Source organism: Fructilactobacillus carniphilus (assembly GCF_024029675.1).
GTDB lineage: Bacteria > Bacillota > Bacilli > Lactobacillales > Lactobacillaceae > Fructilactobacillus > Fructilactobacillus carniphilus.
On the sequence record NZ_CP097121.1, the window covers coordinates 1,101,375 to 1,118,010 of the forward strand.

At 48.3% G+C, this 16,636-nt stretch carries 16 protein-coding genes and 1 riboswitch; of the genes, 4 read left to right on the top strand and 12 right to left on the bottom strand.

All coding sequences use genetic code 11. The features are described 5' to 3' along the window. The first annotated feature begins 56 nt into the window (after positions 1–56). On the top strand, positions 57–1,475 hold the full coding sequence (locus M3M37_RS05590; RefSeq protein ID WP_252794797.1) for an MFS transporter: 1,419 nt from the start codon (positions 57–59) through the stop codon (positions 1,473–1,475). Continuing rightward, the gene (locus tag M3M37_RS05595) at positions 1,468–2,697 is read left to right on the top strand and encodes a DUF2075 domain-containing protein (protein ID WP_252794799.1); all 1,230 of its coding nucleotides are present in this window, start codon (positions 1,468–1,470) and stop codon (positions 2,695–2,697) included. The genes M3M37_RS05590 and M3M37_RS05595 overlap by 8 nt, the downstream gene beginning before the upstream one ends. 35 nt (positions 2,698–2,732) lie before the next feature. On the opposite strand, the gene thiM is transcribed toward M3M37_RS05595, so the two are convergent. The 6 genes from thiM to M3M37_RS05625 form a co-directional block, all read right to left on the bottom strand. Beyond that, a complete protein-coding gene (gene thiM, locus M3M37_RS05600; RefSeq protein WP_252794808.1) occupies positions 2,733–3,521 on the bottom strand; it encodes a hydroxyethylthiazole kinase in 789 nt (262 codons plus the stop codon). Next, the gene (gene thiE, locus M3M37_RS05605) at positions 3,511–4,170 is read right to left on the bottom strand and encodes a thiamine phosphate synthase (protein ID WP_252794809.1); all 660 of its coding nucleotides are present in this window, start codon (positions 4,168–4,170) and stop codon (positions 3,511–3,513) included. The genes thiM and thiE overlap by 11 nt, the downstream gene beginning before the upstream one ends. After that, entirely contained in the window at positions 4,160–4,969 is an 810-nt protein-coding gene (gene thiD / locus M3M37_RS05610; RefSeq protein WP_252794811.1) for a bifunctional hydroxymethylpyrimidine kinase/phosphomethylpyrimidine kinase, read from the bottom strand. Before thiD ends, thiE begins: the two co-directional genes overlap by 11 nt. Position 4,970: 1 nt before the next feature. Continuing rightward, a complete protein-coding gene (locus M3M37_RS05615; RefSeq protein WP_252794816.1) occupies positions 4,971–5,618 on the bottom strand; it encodes a TenA family protein in 648 nt (215 codons plus the stop codon). A 96-nt stretch (positions 5,619–5,714) separates the two neighbouring features. Then, a riboswitch (TPP riboswitch) is annotated at positions 5,715–5,803 on the bottom strand. Positions 5,804–5,844: 41 nt separating this feature from the next. Continuing rightward, the gene (locus M3M37_RS05620) at positions 5,845–6,504 is read right to left on the bottom strand and encodes a histidine phosphatase family protein (RefSeq protein ID WP_252794818.1); all 660 of its coding nucleotides are present in this window, start codon (positions 6,502–6,504) and stop codon (positions 5,845–5,847) included. Then, a complete protein-coding gene (locus M3M37_RS05625) occupies positions 6,504–9,101 on the bottom strand; it encodes a YfhO family protein (RefSeq protein WP_252794819.1) in 2,598 nt (865 codons plus the stop codon). Before M3M37_RS05625 ends, M3M37_RS05620 begins: the two co-directional genes overlap by 1 nt. Positions 9,102–9,230: 129 nt before the next feature. Between M3M37_RS05625 and M3M37_RS05630 the strand changes: the two genes are divergently transcribed. Continuing rightward, positions 9,231–9,752 (top strand): HdeD family acid-resistance protein, encoded by a 522-nt coding sequence (locus M3M37_RS05630; RefSeq protein WP_252794821.1) that lies wholly within the window; start codon positions 9,231–9,233, stop codon positions 9,750–9,752. 73 nt (positions 9,753–9,825) lie between these two features. Next, positions 9,826–10,773, top strand: coding sequence for an NAD(P)H-binding protein (locus tag M3M37_RS05635; protein WP_252794822.1), 948 nt, complete (start codon positions 9,826–9,828; stop codon positions 10,771–10,773). A gap of 49 nt (positions 10,774–10,822) precedes the next feature. On the opposite strand, the gene yjeM is transcribed toward M3M37_RS05635, so the two are convergent. From yjeM to M3M37_RS05665, 6 genes are all read right to left on the bottom strand, one after another. Beyond that, entirely contained in the window at positions 10,823–12,289 is a 1,467-nt protein-coding gene (yjeM, locus tag M3M37_RS05640; protein ID WP_252794824.1) for a glutamate/gamma-aminobutyrate family transporter YjeM, read from the bottom strand. A 33-nt stretch (positions 12,290–12,322) separates the two neighbouring features. Beyond that, the gene (locus M3M37_RS05645; protein WP_252794826.1) at positions 12,323–12,838 is read right to left on the bottom strand and encodes a methylated-DNA--[protein]-cysteine S-methyltransferase; all 516 of its coding nucleotides are present in this window, start codon (positions 12,836–12,838) and stop codon (positions 12,323–12,325) included. Between the two features lie 64 nt (positions 12,839–12,902). Beyond that, positions 12,903–14,696 carry a glycosyltransferase family protein gene (locus M3M37_RS05650; RefSeq protein WP_252794828.1) on the bottom strand — a complete coding sequence of 598 codons (1,794 nt, stop codon included), beginning with the start codon at positions 14,694–14,696 and terminating at the stop codon, positions 12,903–12,905. An 83-nt stretch (positions 14,697–14,779) separates the two neighbouring features. After that, positions 14,780–14,995 carry a hypothetical protein gene (locus M3M37_RS05655; protein ID WP_252794829.1) on the bottom strand — a complete coding sequence of 72 codons (216 nt, stop codon included), beginning with the start codon at positions 14,993–14,995 and terminating at the stop codon, positions 14,780–14,782. An 18-nt stretch (positions 14,996–15,013) separates the two neighbouring features. Next, positions 15,014–15,619, bottom strand: a complete 606-nt coding sequence (locus tag M3M37_RS05660) for a nitroreductase family protein (protein ID WP_252794831.1) — start codon at positions 15,617–15,619, stop codon at positions 15,014–15,016. 11 nt (positions 15,620–15,630) lie between these two features. Beyond that, positions 15,631–16,623 (bottom strand): NAD(P)-dependent oxidoreductase, encoded by a 993-nt coding sequence (locus M3M37_RS05665; RefSeq protein ID WP_252794833.1) that lies wholly within the window; start codon positions 16,621–16,623, stop codon positions 15,631–15,633. Positions 16,624–16,636 lie beyond the last annotated feature (13 nt).

Below are 16,636 nucleotides of genomic sequence, written 5' to 3' on the forward strand. Positions count from 1 at the left end.
ATGTAATTAAAAGACGCCCGTGCGTCTTTTTTCTTTGTAAGAAAGGAGCTCTTTTTATGTCAGCTACACCAGCAGAAAAAATCCCGCTCAAAACCAATCTGGCCATTCTGGCCGCAGCATTTCTATCCTTCTCGGGAGTTTTACTAGAAACCTCCATGAACGTGACGTTTCCAGAACTAGCCAAGGAACTCAGCGTTTCCCTGGATACCATCCAGTGGATTACAACCGGTTACCTCTTAGTCGTGACCATCACCATGTCCACTACGGCCTTCCTACTCAAGCGCTATCCGGTCAAACGAATCTTTGCCATCTCCAGCCTCCTCTTTGTGATTGGAGACCTGTTGTCCATGTTAGCTCCCAACTTTCCCGTGCTGTTAGCGGGACGACTCATTCAAGCCGGTTCCACCGGTTTAGCAATGCCGATGATGTACCAGGTGATCTTCGCCCTTATTCCCAAGCGTCGCATCGGAACCTACGTCGGAATCGCCTCGATGGTGGTTTCCCTAGCCCCGGCGTTGGGTCCTACCTACGGTGGCGCCTTATCCTCCCTGCTGTCCTGGCGTTACATTTTCATTGTCATCCTGCCATTTATCTTGTTAACTTTCTGGCTGGGTAGTAAAACCCTCGATTTACAGCCCCAAGGAGTTCAAAAACACTTCGACTTCGTGGCTTTGGGTTGGCTCGCCATCACGCTTTTTTCCTTTGTGTGGGCGACTAATCAGCTAGGAAGCGCGCACGGCACCATCTTACCGTGGCTCATTCCGTTATTAATTGGGTTTTGCAGTTTGGCTCTCTTCGTGTGGACCAACAACCACGGCAACACCCAGGTACTTTCGCTCCATCCACTGAAAAATTCCAGCATCTCGCTAAACGCTATCGTCTACATGATGCTGATGTTCGTTAACATCGGAATTTCCTTTGTAATTCCGATTTACTCAGAAGTCGTCTTTCACGTCACTCCCCTAGCGGCTGGTTTAATCCTCTTACCTGGTTCCATCATCGGAGGAGCCATTTCTCCCGTGGCGGGATTTGCCTACGACCGGTACGGCGCTTTTAAACCAATCCTCTCTGGAATGATTATCTTCACGATTGCCACTTTTTGCTTCAGCATCTCGAGCAAGTGGGCCACTCCCATGGCCTTCATGCTACTCTTCTCGTTACTCCGAATCGGGATGAACATGGCCTTTGCCAACCTGCTGTCCAACTCCCAATCAATCGCACCCGTGAAACAATCGGCCGACGTCAACTCGCTGTTTAACATGTTGCAACAATACGCGGGCTCATTGGGGACCAGTCTGTTGGCCTCGGGATTAGCCTTTTATCAAAACCAAGCTCACGGCGCTAACGCCCAAATGGCTGCTACCATTCAGGGCGGCCATCTTGATTACACCCTGTTGTTTGTGATTGCGGTTATCATCACCATCCTGGCTTTCACCAACTGGGGATTACAAAGAAAGCAGGGTAAACGTGGTTAATAATGCAGCAACCACCAAGTTGGCGCCCAACCAACATAAATTAAGCCCGGAACAACAAGAGTTAGTGCAACGCATTATGCAATTTACGCAACAACATCTAGCAGGCTCTACCCCGGCCATTTTCACCATTAACGGCGACTGTGGGACGGGCAAAAGTGTAATTCTCAGTCAGCTTTTTTACGAACTCCAACAGGCCGCCCACAATGAACACAGTCGGTTTTCCGGCACGAAAAACTATTTTTTGGTCAACCACCCCGAGGTCCTCAAGGTCTACAAGCAAATGGCCGGGCCCGAGCAAAACGTGCTTAAGAAAAACTTTCTGCGCCCGACTTCCTTCATTAACCAGTTGCACAAACGGCACGAACGCGCCGACGTGGTGGTGATTGACGAAGCACACTTGTTGCTCTCGCAACCAGATCACTACAACAACTTTTACGGCGACAACCAGCTGACAGAGATTCTTAAGCTGAGTCGGGTGGTCATCTGCGTCTTTGACTTTCACCAGGTAATTCAAACTAAGAATTACTGGGACCAAGAACTGTTAAATCGGATTGTGGCCCCCTATCCCCACGCAGAGTACGATTTAACGCATCAATTTCGCATGACTGCTAGTCCGGAGTTAATTCACTGGATGGACGCCTTTAGCGCGGGCGAGTTACTCCCATTACCTGCAAATACCAGGCAGGACTATGACTTTCGCATCTATGCGGATGCCGAAGCGATGCGGCAGGCCATTGTGCACCGCAATCAGGAAGTGGGGTTGTCCCGGATTGTCGCGACCACCGGTTATCCCTCCACGTTAGACGGGGGCAAACACTACATTCACGAAACCGGGGGCTTTCACATGCCGTGGGATCAATATAATTACACGCAAACCCCCTGGGCCGAGATTCCAGAGACGATTGACGAAGTGGGATCAATTTATACCTGCCAGGGTTTTGATCTGAACTACGTCGGGCTGATTCTCAGTCCCCTGTTGTATTTGGACCCTGCTGATCATCGCATCAAGGTAGACCTCAGTAAGAAAACTAACAACGAGATGATCAAACGCCGGACGGACGTTACTGATCCAGCACAATTCACCCGCATGAAACACCAAATCATTTTAAATTCTGTGAACGTCCTCTTAAAACGGGGGATTCACGGTGCTTACCTGTATGCGCACGATCCTGAATTACGGGGAGCCCTGTTACAGAGCTATCACTCCCTCAATTTAGACTAAAAAAGATCGCTTTCCAGTTGGAAAGCGGTCTTTTTTTAGTTCTTTTGCAGTTGTAAACGTTGTTGCAAGGTCTGATCATCTAAGCGGGCGAGTTGGTTATAAGTTTCGGCTATAAACGAGAACGGCGCATCGGGATACCGCTCCGCCGCCAGTTCCGCTGCTACTGGCAAAATGCCCGTTGCGGTGGCAATGGTCTCTAGGTCGGCACTTACGCCCGTGGCCACCCCCAGTAAGCCATCGAGGACATCACCCATCCCCACGTTGGTGGTTAACAGCGGTGCATTATTTGCAATCCGATACACCGTGGTGCCATCCGTAACAATGTCCGTGGGTCCGGAAATTACCACCACACAGTTCAGTTGTTGGGCGGCCGTTTGCGCAACTTCAACCGGATCAGCGGTTCCTTGTCCAGCATCAATTCCGTGCTGTTCCCACTTAATCCCGGCCAGTGCAGCCACTTCACCGGCGTTACCACGAATCACCATCACCTGAACGTGCTCTAAAAGTTGTTGGGTCCGTTGGCGCCGTAAGGGAGTGGCTCCCACCGCCACCGGGTCAAAGATCACCGGATGTTGCACCTGATTGGCCGCTTGCCCCGCCGTTAGCATTAGTTCCTGCGCTACGGGATTGGTTGACCCCAGGTTTAAAACCACCGTGTTAGCAATGTGGGCTAAATCAGCTGCTTCCAGTGGATCAGCCACCATCATCGGTGAACCGCCAATGTAGTTGATTCCATCTGCAACCCGCTGTGGGGTCACGTGGTTAGCGACGTTTAAGACAATCGGGGTCTGACTGTGAATCTGGGCTAATAGGTTAGTTTTCATGAGTTGCTCCCTTCGTTTTTAAAAGCTGCACCGTTTTCTGAAGATCTGAACTCTGCGTAATGGCAGAAATCACTGAAACTCCAATGGTTGGCACCGCACTCAGTTCATGGACGTTGGTTTCACTAATGCCACCGATGGCAACCAGGGGCAGCTCCGTTTGTGCTTGCACCGCTTGAAGCCCGGCTACGCCAATCGGAGCCTGGGCATCCGGTTTACTATCAGTCGCAAAGACCGGTCCCACGCCTAGATAATCCACCTGCGGAAGGTCAGCTTGACTAGCTTGCAATTCTGCTTCGTTGTGAACCGATAATCCAATGATCCAGTCAGGATGTTGAGCTCGAATTGGGCCTACGGTATCATCGGTCTGACCCACGTGGACCCCCTCGGCTCCAATCTGTTCCGCTAACTGAACGTCATCATCAACTAGCAGGGGAACATCAGCTGCTTGGGTCAACTGGTGGATTGCTTTTCCTAATCGTACCCGTGCCGCCGCATCCAATTGAGACCCGTCTTTTTCGCGGAATTGAACTGCCGTGACTCCAGCAGCGAGCGCTTGTTGCACCACCTGCAACAGTCGGGCGGGTTGCTGCTCCACGTTTTGGGTTCCAATTACCAAGTACACTTGCAACATTGCTGGCTTAAATTTCATCATGTTCCTCCCATAACCCGTGATTCAACGGTCCGTGACCGTGACCCAGTGGCAACGGATGCGGAATAATTGCAGCTAAGTAGTTGTGTGCCTGCCGAATCGCCTGCTTTAGGTTCATCCCGTGGGCCACGTAGGAGACGATGGCGGACGACAAGGTATCGCCCGTACCGTGCGTTCGGTTCGTGTTAACTCGGGGACTTTCCAGCCAGTAATCGGTACCATCCGCTAGTTTCACGTAATCGGCCACCACAGCATCCGTCCCGTGACCGCCCTTAATCACCACGTTGGCAGCTCCCAACTGCTGAATCTGCTTCGCTGCGTTTAAAACGTCTACCCGGTCGTGAATCGCACGGCCGGCTAATAGTTCGGCTTCTGGTAAATTAGGCGTAACCACGTCGGCTAGCGGCAGTAAATCCGTTTTAAGAGTCGCAATTCCAGCTTCATCTAACAAATGACTACCACCCTTAGCGACCATCACCGGATCCACGACGACCACTGGAAAGTGGTAGCGAGCCAGGTTTCTCACTACCGCCTGCACGTGCTCGGCGTCAAAAAGGGCTCCTGTTTTAGCGGCCCGAACGTCAAAGTCCGCGGCAACGGATGCAAATTGAGCATCTATCATGGCGGCGTCCACGGTTTCAATCCGTTGCACGCCCTCCGTATTTTGCGCCGTCAATCCGACTACTACCGATGTCGCAAAGGTTTTAAGGGTTTGCATCGTTTTGATGTCGGCCATCATTCCCGCACCCCCACCAGAATCAGTGCCCGCAATCGTGAGTCCCGTTGGATATTGTGGCATGTTAATCATCCTCCTCGGCCTGGGTAAAAAAGGCCAGTTCTAATTCACAACTCTTGCGAAAAACTTGCTGCGCCTGCTGCCGTTCCGCAGCCGTTACGGTTGGGCTCAGCTGATCCAACTCATGAAACATGGTGTGGTTAAAATCATCATCAGTTCCGACATAGAAGTTAATCCAGTCGGCAAATGGATTATCCGCCTGATTAGCTCCCTGCTGGACCAATCGTTGCGCCAGTTTACTATAAACCGCGGGACAGGCTTGCATGCTGGCGAGTCCCAAAAAGGCGGATTGTTCAGCTGAGCGTTCCATGTGTTCCAAGTACGCCTTGGTGACTTGCTTAGCAGCCGGTACCGGCGTCATAATCTGATCCGTCGTGGTCTGCGCCACCTTCAGTAACACCTGATGCGCCCCATTTTCCCGCTGAATGTCGTGTTCCGTTTGCTCCAGTAAACTAGGATTTAATGCGCCTAGTACCTGCTGATACAGGGTTAAAAAGCGATCTAAGTACAAATTATCCTGTTGGACGTAATTCACTACGGCCGCCCGGGATAAACTTCCCGTAGCAATCTCTTTTACAAAGGAATTCTCCATAAATTGTGGCATCAGTTCCGCCACCGTCTGTTGCATCTGCCTACTTCCGGTTGGTTGCATTAGTCAATCTCCTTCTCATGAGCTAAATTTACCAAATAAAAAAAGTTCCCAGCAATCGCTGAGAACTTTGGGATTAACAATTATTAAGGGACGGAATCCGTCCGGATAAAAGTTTCCTGCGATAGTGTTAACTACATCAGGTTCAATGGGTATAATCTCAGCGCATGGCACCCCAACTTTTTATTTGATTAACGTCATTGTAGCACTAGTTGCTTGAACCAAGCAACTACACGTCCTGGTCTAATTTATTGTAGTATTCAACTTCAATGGTTTCCGGATGAATCAGTAACTTAGTGATACTACCATTTTTAGCGGCTTGCCCATCATCGAGTTCTGGGGCGTATCGATCCACAATCGATCGAATCGTCATCCCGTGGGACACAATCAGGATGTTTTGCCCGTCTTCAGTATTTTCCCGAATCCGATCAAAGCCCCGGTTCAAGCGATCCCAAAACTGTTGATTATTTTCGGCATTGTTGTACAGATCCGCCTTGGCAATCAGATCCCGAGCTCGTTCCAGTCCGTAGTGGTCTAAAACGCCCGCTTCGTTAGTAATATCAACTTGTTCCCCCACGAACTGCCACATTTGTTCGAGGTTTTCCCCTTCAAAGTAGCCGTGGAACTGTTCTCGCAGTTCAGGATATTGGTAAGTAATGATGTCCATCCCACGCGGATTTTTCTTCAAAATTTCCCGACCAGTGGCCACTGCCCGTCCCGAATCACTGGTAAAGGCGGCGTCAAATTCAATCTTGGCTAACCGGTCACCCGCGTCCTGGGCATCCGCAATTCCCTTCGAAGTCAAGGGGGAATCAATCCACCCCTGGACCTTGTTATAGAGGTTTAAATAAGTTTGTCCGTGTCTTACTAAATATGCTGTTACTGCCATTATGCATCTCTCCTAACCGTACGCTTTTTCCGCCAGAACCAACCGGCCAGTCCGGTTCCAATTAATCCCACTAATGAAATTAAGAAACCAGCCTTAAGACCCGGAGTCTGGTACCGGAACGTCAAACGATGAGTGCCGGGGGTTAACCGGACTTGTGACAAGCCGTTTACCGCCCTCTTCATTTTAACAGGTTTATTGCCATCTGTAATCGTCCATCCTTGATCGTACGGAATGCTAATCAGCACCACCGGACGGGCTTTAGTCGTTTGGACCGTGCCCGTAAAGTGGTTCCCATGAATGGCAAGGCGGTCCGGATGATTCACGTGCAATTGATAAGGTCTCGTAGCCTGGCTAAAGCGATCTACCGCTTGACCCTGATAAATAGCAAAGGTCGTTTGCAAATCACGTTGATTGAGCTTCCGGTTACTCATGAACTGCACCGTGAACTGCTCGTGCGCCTTTCTGTGTCCTAGTTCAATCAGCTCTGCTCCATTCTGTGGATAGCGACTCTGAATGGGCTGACCGTTGACCTGAATCTGCAGTTTTTGGTTGGGACTAACGCGTTGTAAGTCAAGATACTGCATGCCCGGTTTGGCAGCTGTCACCCGAACTTGATAACGGTACTGACCGGCTTTTTTCTGAGCTTGCACCAGCTGAACCGCATTGGGATGAAAGACAGTGGTCTTAGAATTACTTTCCGCTTGAAACAAGCGATTCAAATTACCGTACACATCATTGTTGGCCAAGCGGAGGTGTTCCAGTTGATCCGAAACAGCATAACCGAGGCCAGCGTTGGTCGACGTGGTTTTAATCTGCCGCTTTCCGGCAGAACTAATGTCCACCTGACGCCCAACGCTCAAGAGCTGCGCAGTTACAGGCGTTAGGCCTCGGACACTAACCCGCCGTTCGTTTCGACTGTACAAGCCCAGCTTTGTCAGTGCATCGTGCGTGTGAACGTTGAGCGAAGACGTGTAACTATTCACTCCGTAAAAATCAAACAGGAGGGAGTCATTGTACTGGTTGTAATTAATGTTGAAGTTGTGCACGTACAATTGGTTATTGACGTCTAACCGAGTAAAGCGGTGGCGATTCTGATCCGTTTTCACCAGTTGAGCGGACCGATTGTACTTTTGCACAAACTGGGTTTGATTCCCGTATTCATGGGTACCACCGAGGGCCAGCCACAGGTTGGTACCCATTTCGAGGGACACTACCAGTAACAATAACGGCCACCAGCGTGGTTGTCGTTGACTAATCCCAATTGCTGCAACCGTCAGTAAAATAAACAGCATGGCCCACAACCAGTTCCAATAGCTAGTCACATAGAACGGCGTGGCCCAGTGCAGGGCTCGCGCAATCCGAATTTCTAAGAAAGCGGATCCGTAACCAATTGTGATTAATAAGGCTAATAAGCCGGCCGCTTTTTTAACCACCTGAAATTGAGCAAACGCTCCGCGCCGCCAAGCTTGGTAACCCAGCCAGATCATCACAAAACTCAACATGTAAACTTCGCGGAACGGGAACCCGGCGGGCATTTGAAACATGTGCCAGACCGTGTCGAAGGTGGCAATCAGCATCCCGACAAAAATCGCTCCCACTAACCAGGCTGAGGCTCGCTTTTCGTGACGTTTAATTTTAGGACTAAACCAGAACACGAGGATACCTAAAGCAAAGAAACTCCCAACAAACAAGGAGGGTTCGTGGTTTAAGCGGCCCACAAAGTTCGTCGCGCCGACCCCTAAACTAAGCAGGTCGGATGGCAAAAACCGGAAGATTGGTAGGAAACTAGTCCAATCGAGGCTTCCCTTCCCCGTTGACAGCATCCCCACCAAGGTGGGCACTAGCAAGATTGCTGATAGAGCCCCGCCAAGGATGGAGCTGACGATGTATTTAACCAGTAAAGCTCCCTGGGTCTTGACGTAGGCCCAGAACTTCATGGACTGCGGTTGGTGCAATAACAGGAGGTAAACAAAGTAGATCACAGAGTAAACGCACAGCATGTACCCCATGTAATAGTTCAACAGGATGGCAACCAATAAAGTAAAGGTATACCAACCCCACTTGCCTTTCTGAAAGAGCCGGTCAATGGCAAGCGTCAAGAACGGTAAGACCATCAACGCTTCCAGCCACATAAAGTCGTAAAAATACATGGACACAAAGCCACACAGACCGTACGCAACTCCGGCCACCAGTTGCCACCAGTTAAACTCGTGTTCCTTAACCCGCAGAAAAATCACCATGGAGAGACTAATCAAGCCAATCTTAATCATAATGATGGCTTCCATGAGCAGTGGAATCTGGGCACTTTTAACAAAAGCCACCAACAGATTCAAGGGACTCATTAAATAATAGGTGTAGACCGGAATTGTATTATCCCCGAGAGAAAATAAAAAAGAATAGGTACTAAATCCTCCATTGTGTAACTGCATACGCAAAAAATTGAAAAAGGGAAAGTATTGGGTTGCTAAGTCGCTCACCAACAGATTATGGTCACCTAACGGAGCAATCCCGCGCCCAGCAAAAGCTAGAATTACAACTAAAATGGGCAGGAAAAAAGCTCCCAAATAGCCGAAAAGATGGTACAGTTTCTTCTTCATGAATTTCAACACTTTCTTCATTACTGATTTCGAAAAAAATTGCCGTCAATTTTATTTTACTATAAAACGAGGACTGCTTACCAAATATGATATAATTAAGTTTGTATTAAAATATAAGGAGGAAACACTATGTTTAGTTCCGAAAGAAAATTTGATCCCTTTACTTTAGTAGTGGGAATTTTATTTGCAATTCTTTCATTAGTAATGCTGAAATATCCAGGTGGCTCCCTAGTGGTGGTTGCTTACATAATTGCCTTTGCGATGGTAATGGAAGGAATCTTCAAGCTAGCTGATTTAACGGCGATTGATAAATCACTGGGAATCAGTAACACGTGGGTAATTATTAGTGCCGTCCTAGATTTGATCTTAGGAGTCCTAATCATCTTTATGCCTGGTTTAGGTGGCATTTACCTTTGGGTTGTTTTGTCAATTTCATTCATCATGGACTCCCTCTTCGAACTTTGGGCTAGTCGTTACATTAGCAAGAACCAAAAAGGTTACTTTTGGTTTACTGTAATCCTCGCTGTCATTGGTTTGATTTTAGGAATTGTTCTCTTATTCAACCCAGTGTTAGGGGTAAGTACCAGCTTGTTCTTAATCGCCTTTTACCTGATGTTCTTTGGAATCTTATTGATCATCCGTTCGTTCTAAGCAACGAACCTCGGAGAGTGACAATTCGTCGCTCTCTTTTTTATTGTCTAAATCAGCAAGGAGGTCCTTTACCATGAAATACGCGGTCACCGCGGCAACCGGCCGTTTCGGCCAGTTAGTCGTCAACCACTTACTGACTCGGGTGTCCTTTCGCGATATCGTGATTATTGCTCGTAATCTCGATAAAGCCCACCAGCTCTACCCCGCCTATTTAGACATCCGTCAGGGTGATTATGACGATCCTGCCAGTTTACAAGCAGCGTTAGCGGACGTTGACCGAGTCCTTTTAATTTCATCCCATCCGAATGAAGCGGTCCCGCGGATCACTCAACACAAAAACGTCGTCCAAGCCGCCGTCCAGAACCACGTGCACTGGCTTGGTTACACCAGTTTCTTTCACGCCGACCGCTGTCAGAATCCACTGGCCGCAGATCACTTAGCTACCGAACAATTCATTGCGCAAACCAATTTGCCCCACTCCTTTCTACGGAACAACTGGTATTTAAACAACGAATTTCCAGCCCTTCAAGCTGCGTTGCAGCAAAAAGAACCAGTCGTAACGACGGCCGGCAACCAGACCATTGGTTGGGCAGCAGAACACTATTATGCAGAGGCAGCCGCCAATTTCTTGAGTAATCCCGAAGACGAATTAAAATCCAGTTACGAACTAACCGGCGTTTTCCATACCTACGAGGAGTTAGTTAAAGCCGTCCGGACCGTCACGGGTCAAGACGTTCAGTTGCAACAGCTGACTCCGGCTGAATACCAAGCCTGGTTACAGCAGCAAAACTTAGACGGTGCGACCCAACAGTTCTTAATTAATTGCCAAGTTCTAATGAGTTCTGGTGCGTTAGGACCGCAAGTAGCGGAACAAACGGTGGAAATGGGTATGAGTCACGAGGCGATTGCAAAACGCCGCGCTCAGTATCAGGACTTACCCCAGGCGCTGGGCCGTCCTTTACCGAGTCTTACGGAACAAGTTCGAGACATGTTGGCGCCGAAACCAGGTTATCTTTTATAGTCAAATATTAAAAAGGATCTTCCTGAAATTAGGAGGATCCTTTTGCATTTTATTCAGTTTTTCGTGACCAAATCAGGGCCACCGTAATAAACAGCACAGGACCGATAATCATCCACATCGTGGTGGTCCACTGACCACTCATGACCGGAGCAACCAAAGTAAAGATAATCGCCGCTCCCACGGTCACTAGTACCACGATGGACGCTAAGCGGGCCACCGCATAGCTCTTAAAGAACACGAAGGGATGGTCAATCCGCTTCTTCCGGAACTGCCAAAAAGCGTAAGCTACAAACAGGTACGGTAGGGACATGGCTACGTTGGTCATAGAAACCACAATCTGGAAGAACATCTTGGCATCTTTGCCTCCAAACGAAACCAGCAAGATAAAGGCAATCACGATTAAAGCTTGAACTTTCATTGCGTTTACCGGCAGGTCACGTTTAACCTTTCGGAACCACTTGGGCCACATGGTTGCCGGGGTTCCTTCCACCAGTTGTTTGATTGGTGAAAAGACCACTGTCGTAAAGGCGCCCATTAAAGCGAGGAACATGGATAACCCAATGTAGCGCGCCACCCAGAGCCCCATTTGCACGGCTACTCCATGCGGGCAATGTAGCGCTAATCCAAGTTGATAACCAAAGTTATTCATCGCAATGAAGGCTTCGTTTCCGATGTTAACGTTTTTCCCACCATTGGCGTTAAAGACCTGGTTCCAATTGGTAAACATCCCGGTCACAAAGATTCCTAACGCATACACAATCGTGATCAGAATTGCGCTTACCGCAATTCCCCGTGGAAACGTTTTTTGCGGATTCTTGGTTTGATCTACAAGTCCACTAATGATTTCAATGCCCCCGAAGGCGAAGATCGCGTAGACGGAGAATCCGAGCACTGCAATTCCTGTTTGATAATCCGGGTTCGGCGAGTGAATGAAGCTTAGCAAACTCAGGGGTTGCAAGGGATGTCCGTTCAGCAACAGGATTACGCTTCCCCCCACAATTAGGATGAAACTGGCCAGTAACATGGCCGAGCCCCCGATGGAGGTAATCAGCTTGAACTGATTCAAGCCCCGACTAGCCACAAAGGTCACTAAGATAACTAAAGCAACCGCTAGGATTCCCAACGTTTGGACGTCATTTAAGCCCAGTAAATGCCAACTTTGCGTCTTATCCACCCCAAAGATTGCCGTAGAAATCGGAATCCAGATAATTGAACTAGTGTTGAGCATCCATGTAATAAACGAGGTATACCACATCACGATTCCCACAAAGGCGTAGCGGGAATTGACAGCGGAAGCCATCCACGTATAGATGCCCCCCTTGGCGCTCGGATAAGCGGAACCAAATTCCGCCACCATGAAAGCAAACGGTAAAAAGAAACACAGGGCTGCAATTACGTAAAAAATGATGGAAGCATAGCCCATCAGGTAAAAAGCCCGGGGAATGTTAACGAAGTTAAAGATCGAGGTAAAGATAATCAATACCAACGATACCAGGGTGATTTTTCGGTTATTCATCTATTTTTAATCCTCTCAAAGTTAGTTGGTGAGCTATAGTAACTCTCGTAACTCTGATTTTGGACTTTGTTCCAGATTTCGGAGATAAATCCGCATGGCCGCATCAGTGCGGTAACCCCGATCGGTCCCCCGCTCCACTACTCGGTGTAACGGCACAACCAACCATAAGGGACAATTTTGCAGTGCTTGTTGCACCAACTGCGGTTCTAACTGTAATTGATCTGCAATTTCAGCCAACGTCAGAGTTTTTCCATATGGAATTGCTCTAATCAGCTGCCAGACCTCTTCTTCCTGCGGAGTCCCATCCACAAAATAATCCAAGGTGAAGCCAAAGTGGTCACTCTTCCCCTTGAGATAACGCTTCAGGGCTTTGCGGTAATGATCAGTTTGCTGGTGATCGTGAACATATTCAAAGGCTTGGGGATAAAACCGCAACACCTGTGATACACCGTAATCAGGAGAGCTCACAAAATTAAGCCCAGCGTCAGTTACAGTGTAAAAGACTTTCTGGCCATCAATGTTAATCGCATCCCAATATAACCGTTGCATCCGCTAACTCCTCATTTCGTTCTGTTGCTGTGATTGTAATTTTAGCACATTTTTGCGTGGTCGCCTAGCTCGTCCGCTTTTTGGTGAATTTACCGACTTTCCGCAACATCAAGACCAAGCCCCAGCCGAGTACTAGGAACCAGGCAATTAGAGATCCTAAGACCGCAACTTTTACAAAGAACGGCGCTGCATAGGTAACCAGTACCCGATTTGTACCTAGATTTTGCATAACTTGGATGGTACCGATGTCTGTGACTTGGTAATGATTGGCATCGGCTTGCTTCCCACGCCGTAGTTGCTGTCCGTTCAACCGAACGGTCGTATCATGATACGCCACCACGGGAACTGTAACTAATCCCGGTTGCTGACTATTCCAGGTAACGTGCATCCGTCCGGATTCGTCCACCCATTTATGCACCCAGCGGTTCCGCTGCATAATCTGAGCTTGATACTGTTGCTGCAGGTGTCTGACGTTCGCCCGCCCGCTATAGTTTGGCAGGTAATCGGTCATTCCCCGCCGTTCTGCCAGTAACGGACGCGCTAAATCATAACTAGCAAAATCAGCCTTCAGCGTTTGACTGGTAACGCCTGATTGGTAGTAATCGTACCGGTGCTTAATCGGTGTATAGACTCCCACTTGCGGCGGTCGCATCCCGCTATTCCAGTTATTATCGGCTTGAATCTTAACGTTCCGCATTCCTAACATTACGGCGGCAACTGCTAATAGACCTACCAAAGCATAAACGGAACCAAAACTCCAGCGGAACCGTGGCGTTTGCAGGACCTGAGTCAAGGACATCAATAAGCCCGCCAATAATAACAGCGCCGCGAACGAAAAGAATCGCGATGGAAACTGTAAGAAGTGCTGCAGGAAGGGAAAGAACCGTTGAACCGTCCGCCAGGGAAAGAGAATGGAGGAAATGTAGAAGAAACAGATTCCTATCCCCGTCAAAAAGTAGTTCAAACGACGTAAAGGTCGTACTATAACTAACAAGAGCAATTGGATTAACAAAATTATGATGAAAACAATCCCGACATCTGCCTGCATCCAGTTCGGACTTAATAGGTGCATCGCTCCGGTCCGTAAGCTTTTCACGGCAAACGGAGCCACCAGGTGATTATGTAAGACAATGTTAACAAACGCTACCACGTAGTTGGCCGTTAACACCACGGCTAATAACACGTTCAACCCCAGCCGAACCAAGTAACGTCCCTTTTCTTGGGATCGCGTCCAACCAACCAGTGCAAATGGAAATAGCAACAAACAGGTCATGACCGCACTCAACGTGTGGACCTCAATCAAAACTGCCATGATAAGCCCTAGTCCCCAACTAATGCGCCGAGGACTACCATCTAATAAGGTTAAGCCAGCTAGTACCGCTAGAGGAAGTAACATCGCTCCCCAATCTAAAAAGGCGGAACTAGTAATCCAGTAGGTAATGAAATTTTGGGCTAGGTAAATCAACGCCCCTAACATTGCTAAAAAAGGCTGAACGTGTAAGCGCCGGAAAAGGAGCCAAGCGCTGAAACCAGCCCCGGACAAAATCAGAAAACCGGTTAACAACTGAAAATTAAACCAACTACCAGTTAGCCACAGCAGCATCCCTAAGAGATACGCAAAGTAAGGCCCGTACAGTGCATTAATCATTTGTCCCGATCGCTGGTAGCCAAAGTTACTCATAAAATAATTAAAATGGCCGGTCCGGAGCTGTTCGGCAGCATCATAAATCCGGTTAAAATGGAAAAAAGTGTCATAGCCTAAAATGACCGTTCCCACTTTCCACTGCATTAACATGATTAAGGCCGTTGCCAATCCAATTAGTAAGACGGCCGGCCCCCACGTACGGAATTTTTGCACCAATTATTCCTCCTTTCCGTTTTCAACCTTTTCATTTTACACCAAAAAAGCACCCCTCACCACGACGAGCGGGGGATGCCTGGTTAGTCTTGTTTTCTGCGTTTCCACACGTAATACAACGTAACGGCACCGTACGGAATGTAAGCACAAACTACGAGAATCGCGAGAATGATTACTAAAGGTGTGACTTCTTTTTGCACAAAGTAAGCCACAATCAACGCTAAACACAGCGGGGTAATCGTCCAATTAGCAATCCGCCGCAGTTTAATTAAACGTTGATCAATTTCATCTTGCTTCATGGTGGACTCCTTTAGATTCTAGTCAAAGACCTTGAACCGTTGGTCATCATCCATAAATTCTTTTTCAGCAGCAGGTTTTTCAATGGAACCAAAGTTCATTTCGGCCCGTAATTGCCAACTAGCTGGAATATCAAATTGAGCAGCGACAGCCGAGTTAATTAGTGGATCGTAGTGTTGAATGTTTACGCCCAAACCGTTTTCTTCTAATCCGGTCCAGACCGCAAATTGTGCGTTACCCTGTGCTTCTTCAGCCCAGTTATACTCTTGGTATTGGTAAGTAGCTAGGTGGGGATTATCTGCGTAAGCTTGCACCACGTCCATGTCCGTGTAGAACAAGATGGAGGCAAACGCGTCTCGGAAACTACTAATTTTTGCTTTCGTCCGTAAAAAGGCATCGGGCGCCACCTTTTCTTCTAGTGCCGTTTCCACGATGTCCCACAGTTTTTCGTGGTTATCGTTAAACAATACCACGGCCCGGACTGGTTGGCTGTTAAAGGCCGATGGAGTGTGCCGAATCACTGCCTTAATGTATTGATAGAGTTCCGCTTGGGGAATCTGGACGTTGCGCCCTAAATTATAAATGGTGCGCCGGTGCTTCATTAAATCTAATAATTGCGTATCCACGGTATGACCTCCTATTTGATCTGGTTTTCGGTTTCGCCCGTTTCAATGGCATCCTGGAAATTTTGGAAACTAACCTTAATCATATCTTCCGTTGCCGGTTGGGTGTCATAACCCATGTGGGGCGTAATAATCACGTTTGGGTAGTGTTTCATGAGGCTTAACAACTCTTGGTCTGGAATGTCATCCAGGCTATCAAATTGCTTGCCGTCAATCGCATTTTCGTCTGGGATTACATCGGCAGCATAGCCGGCAAGGTTCCCGTCTTCGAGCGCATCTGCGACCGCAGCTGTGTCCACTAATTCACCACGAGCGGTGTTGACCAGCACGGCGTTACTCTTCATGTTCCCGATTTCAATAGCTCCAATCATCAAATCATTTTCGCCGGGGAAGTACGGAACGTGAAGTGACACGATGTCTGACTGCATTAACAACTCGTTTAACGAGACAAAATCAACGTCCGGATTATCGTTTGGATGACGTTGAAACCCTAACACGTTGGCGCCGAGGTTGTGCCACAACTGCGCTTCGGCTGCACCCATGTGACCGACTCCGATAATTCCAACCGTCAAGTGATCAATTTCATTGGCAAAGTAATCTGGTTGCAGGAAGAAGTCCCCCTGGTTCGTGTTATCAGTTGCTGCCGTAACGTGCCGAGCCAGGTCTAATCCCATTGTCAACGCCAATTCAGCCACTGAGTATGGAGAATAACTAGGTACCCGGGCTACCATGATGTCTCTGGCATTAGCAGCATCCAAATCGATGTTGTTGTAACCCACAAAGCGAGTAAAGCAGTATTTAATCCCCAGGTTTTTAAGGGCCGCTAATAATTCGGCATCCGCCGTAGTCGTTCCGTCAATTAAAACCCCAATCGAACCATCAGCAGTGTCCACGTTTGCTTCTGATAAAGGTTCCGTTAGTAAGTTCAATTCAAAGCGACCGTGATTCAAATCCTCGTACATGGGTTTTTCAAACTCACGGACGTTATAAACCGTAATTTTATCCATCTTTCGTTCCTTC

Excerpts from the sequence above, each read along its gene's own strand:
- thiM (WP_252794808.1), bottom strand. The coding sequence starts at position 3,521 with ATGAAAACTAACCTATTAGCCCAGATTCACAGTCAGACCCCGATTGTC.
- M3M37_RS05645 (WP_252794826.1), bottom strand. The coding sequence starts at position 12,838 with ATGCAACGGTTATATTGGGATGCGATTAACATTGATGGCCAGAAAGTC.
- thiE (WP_252794809.1), bottom strand. The coding sequence starts at position 4,170 with ATGAAATTTAAGCCAGCAATGTTGCAAGTGTACTTGGTAATTGGAACC.
- M3M37_RS05665 (WP_252794833.1), bottom strand. The coding sequence starts at position 16,623 with ATGGATAAAATTACGGTTTATAACGTCCGTGAGTTTGAAAAACCCATG.
- M3M37_RS05620 (WP_252794818.1), bottom strand. The coding sequence starts at position 6,504 with ATGGCAGTAACAGCATATTTAGTAAGACACGGACAAACTTATTTAAAC.
- M3M37_RS05615 (WP_252794816.1), bottom strand. The coding sequence starts at position 5,618 with ATGCAACCAACCGGAAGTAGGCAGATGCAACAGACGGTGGCGGAACTG.
- yjeM (WP_252794824.1), bottom strand. The coding sequence starts at position 12,289 with ATGAATAACCGAAAAATCACCCTGGTATCGTTGGTATTGATTATCTTT.
- thiD (WP_252794811.1), bottom strand. The coding sequence starts at position 4,969 with ATGCCACAATATCCAACGGGACTCACGATTGCGGGCACTGATTCTGGT.
- M3M37_RS05625 (WP_252794819.1), bottom strand. The coding sequence starts at position 9,101 with ATGAAGAAGAAACTGTACCATCTTTTCGGCTATTTGGGAGCTTTTTTC.
- M3M37_RS05590 (WP_252794797.1), top strand. The coding sequence starts at position 57 with ATGTCAGCTACACCAGCAGAAAAAATCCCGCTCAAAACCAATCTGGCC.
- M3M37_RS05630 (WP_252794821.1), top strand. The coding sequence starts at position 9,231 with ATGTTTAGTTCCGAAAGAAAATTTGATCCCTTTACTTTAGTAGTGGGA.
- M3M37_RS05635 (WP_252794822.1), top strand. The coding sequence starts at position 9,826 with ATGAAATACGCGGTCACCGCGGCAACCGGCCGTTTCGGCCAGTTAGTC.
- M3M37_RS05655 (WP_252794829.1), bottom strand. The coding sequence starts at position 14,995 with ATGAAGCAAGATGAAATTGATCAACGTTTAATTAAACTGCGGCGGATT.